We start from the raw sequence: 2,586 nt of genomic DNA on the forward strand, positions 1-2,586 counted from the left end.
TCCCTAGCCCTCCCCCACAAGGGGGGAGGGAACGCACCGTCCGCACGGCGATGGCTGCGTGCGCCGCCGAAACAGTCGTCCCGTCACGAACGTGTGACGCTGCGTAACGATCCGCGCATCCATCCCGAACAGCCTCTCGTGACCCCATTCACGAGTACCCGATGCTCGAACTTCTCTTCGCACTTCTTGCCGGCGTCCTCACCATCGCCGCGCCCTGCACGCTGCCGATGCTGCCGATCCTGCTCGGCGCCTCGATCGGCCACGCCGGCCGCCTGCGGCCCGCGATGATCGCGCTCGGCTTCGTGCTTTCGTTCTCGGCGACCGCGCTGCTGCTCGGCGCAATCACGCGGCTGTTCGACTTCGATCCGAACGTGCTGCGCGAGGCGGCGTCGCTCCTGCTGCTCGGCTTCGGCCTGTTGATGCTGTGGCCGGCGCCGTTCGAATGGCTGTCGGTCCGGCTCAATGGCTGGCTCGATCTCGGCAACTCCGGCGCCACTCAGCGCGACGGCGCGCTCGGCGGGCTCATGCTCGGCACCACGCTCGGCCTGGTCTGGACACCCTGCGCCGGCCCGGTGCTCGGCTCGATCCTGACACTGGTGGCGAGCTCGAAGAACCTCGCCTGGGCCGGCACGCTGCTGCTCGCCTACGCCATCGGCGCGGCGATTCCGATGCTGGCGATCGCCTATGGCGGACAGGCCGCGACCACACGCGTGCGCAGCCTGGCGCGGATCTCGCCGCGGCTGCAGCAGGGTTTTGGCGTCGTCGTGATCGCCTTCGCCCTCGCCGCCTACTTTCAATACGACACGCTGATCGTGGCGTGGCTCACCGGATTCTATCCCACCGGCCAGATCGGCCTGTGATCATCCCATCGCAACGGAGGAAGCTTCCATGACTTTCAAACTGCTCGCGGTATCCGCCGCGCTGATCGGCATCGCCGTGACCGGCGCCGTCATTCCCGGTATCTGCGACGAGGCCGTGCGCGCGGCGCCGATGGTGACCGCTGCCGCCGCGCAGGAGACCGCGCCCGACTTCGCCGGCATCACCAACTGGTTCAACTCGAAACCGCTAAGCATCGCCGAGCTCCGCGGCAAGGTCGTGCTGGTGGATTTCTGGACCTATGGCTGCGTCAACTGCGTCAACACGCTACCGCATGTCACCGAGCTCTACGCCAAGTACAAGGACAGGGGCCTCGTCGTGGTCGGCGTGCACACGCCGGAATTCCCGTTCGAGCGCTCCGCCTCCAATGTGCAGGCCGCGCTGAAGCGTCACGGCATCACCTATCCGGTGGCGCAGGACAATGATTCGAAGACCTGGAACGCCTACAGTAACCAGTATTGGCCGGCGCAGTACATCATCGACCAGAACGGCAAGATCGTGTTCCAGCACGCAGGCGAAGGCAGCTACGACCAGATCGACCGCACCGTGGCGCGGCTGCTGAATGCCAACAGCTGATGTCGCCTGCGGCGGATTACGTTGTCGCTTGACTCCACGGACCCGGCCGTGGAGTTTCGCAACCGATGGAATTCAGCCGCCCGAAATGGACGACCCGAACCCCAGCAACGACATCCGCCTTCGTGAAGGCGCCTCGATCGCGCAGCGGCTGGTCATGGCCGGCTTTGCGGCAGCAGTTGCGCTCTGCTTCACGCCGGGCCTGTTCACGCACGATACCCTGGAAGTGATCATCTCCGTGTGCGCGCTCCTGGTGGGAGCAGCGTTCGTCGGCGCCGTCATGCTCGCTCCGGCCGTGGTGTGGATCATCACGCCCAATGAAATCCTGATCGGGCAGCAGCGTCCCTTCGGCAAGCTCCGAACCAGGGTCGTCGGAAAAGACGACATCAAGGGATTGCAGGTCCCCGGAAGCAAGGCTGCAAAAGCCCGTTTCCAGCTCGCCTTCACGCTTGCCTCCGGTGAACGCCTGACGTCTCCGCCGATCACCGACGTCACCCATGTTCGCCAGACGGTGGCCCGGATCGCCGCGCAATTCGACGTTCCCAACGTCGAAGCGCCAAGCAATCCGCTCGACGCCAGCAATCCCGAGATGCAGCTCGGCGAACCCCTCGAGCCGTTTTCCGCAAGGGACGTCCGAATCGTTGCACTGATCGCCGTCGCACTGTCTGCCGTTCCCTACGCCTACAAGCTCTGGCGTGGTCTGCCGCCCGGCCCGATCGACATCATGCTGCTGCCGATTGGCGCGATAGCCGCGTTCGCCGTCTACCGCTACGCCAACCTCGTGACCGGCGCCTTCTGGATCATCCGGCAGCGGGATATCCGCGTCGAACGTTTATGGGGCGACGGCACGCCGCGCGCGGACCATATCGAGGGGCGCGACGTGAAGGCGATCACTGTGGAGCGCCGCGGCCGGTCCGAGGACGAGCACTGCATCGTCGTGATCAGATTGCAGTCCGGGCAAAGATTTCGCAGTCCCCGCATCGGCTCAAGGGCTGAGGCGCGCGCCGTGGCCACTGAAATCGTCCGGCGGGTCGGGATCGCGCCGGAGAACAATAAGATCTAGACGATGATGAGATGAGACTCGACGAGCCCCAAACTGAGGTGCGTTCCCTCCCCCCTTGTGGGGGAGGGCTAGGG

The 2,586-nt window shown here is 65.4% G+C and carries 3 protein-coding genes; all 3 read left to right on the forward strand.

Going from position 1 to position 2,586, the window contains the following annotated elements:
* The first annotated feature begins 161 nt into the window (after positions 1–161).
* Positions 162–860 carry a cytochrome c biogenesis CcdA family protein gene (locus tag GWG65_RS40030; RefSeq protein ID WP_275200891.1) on the forward strand — a complete coding sequence of 233 codons (699 nt, stop codon included), beginning with the start codon at positions 162–164 and terminating at the stop codon, positions 858–860.
* Positions 861–888: 28 nt separating this feature from the next.
* Positions 889–1,452: a thioredoxin family protein gene (locus GWG65_RS40035; RefSeq protein WP_275200892.1), complete on the forward strand. Its 564-nt coding sequence runs from the start codon at positions 889–891 to the stop codon at positions 1,450–1,452.
* An 85-nt stretch (positions 1,453–1,537) separates the two neighbouring features.
* Positions 1,538–2,512, forward strand: a complete 975-nt coding sequence (locus tag GWG65_RS40040; protein ID WP_275200893.1) for a hypothetical protein — start codon at positions 1,538–1,540, stop codon at positions 2,510–2,512.
* The last annotated feature ends 74 nt before the right edge of the window (positions 2,513–2,586 follow it).

The sequence above is a fragment of the Bradyrhizobium sp. CSA207 genome (assembly GCF_029051685.1).
Lineage (GTDB): Bacteria > Pseudomonadota > Alphaproteobacteria > Rhizobiales > Xanthobacteraceae > Bradyrhizobium.

Coding starts and splice junctions, on each gene's coding strand:
- GWG65_RS40030 (WP_275200891.1), top strand. CDS start 162: ATGCTCGAACTTCTCTTCGCACTTCTTGCCGGCGTCCTCACCATCGCC.
- GWG65_RS40035 (WP_275200892.1), top strand. CDS start 889: ATGACTTTCAAACTGCTCGCGGTATCCGCCGCGCTGATCGGCATCGCC.
- GWG65_RS40040 (WP_275200893.1), top strand. CDS start 1,538: ATGGACGACCCGAACCCCAGCAACGACATCCGCCTTCGTGAAGGCGCC.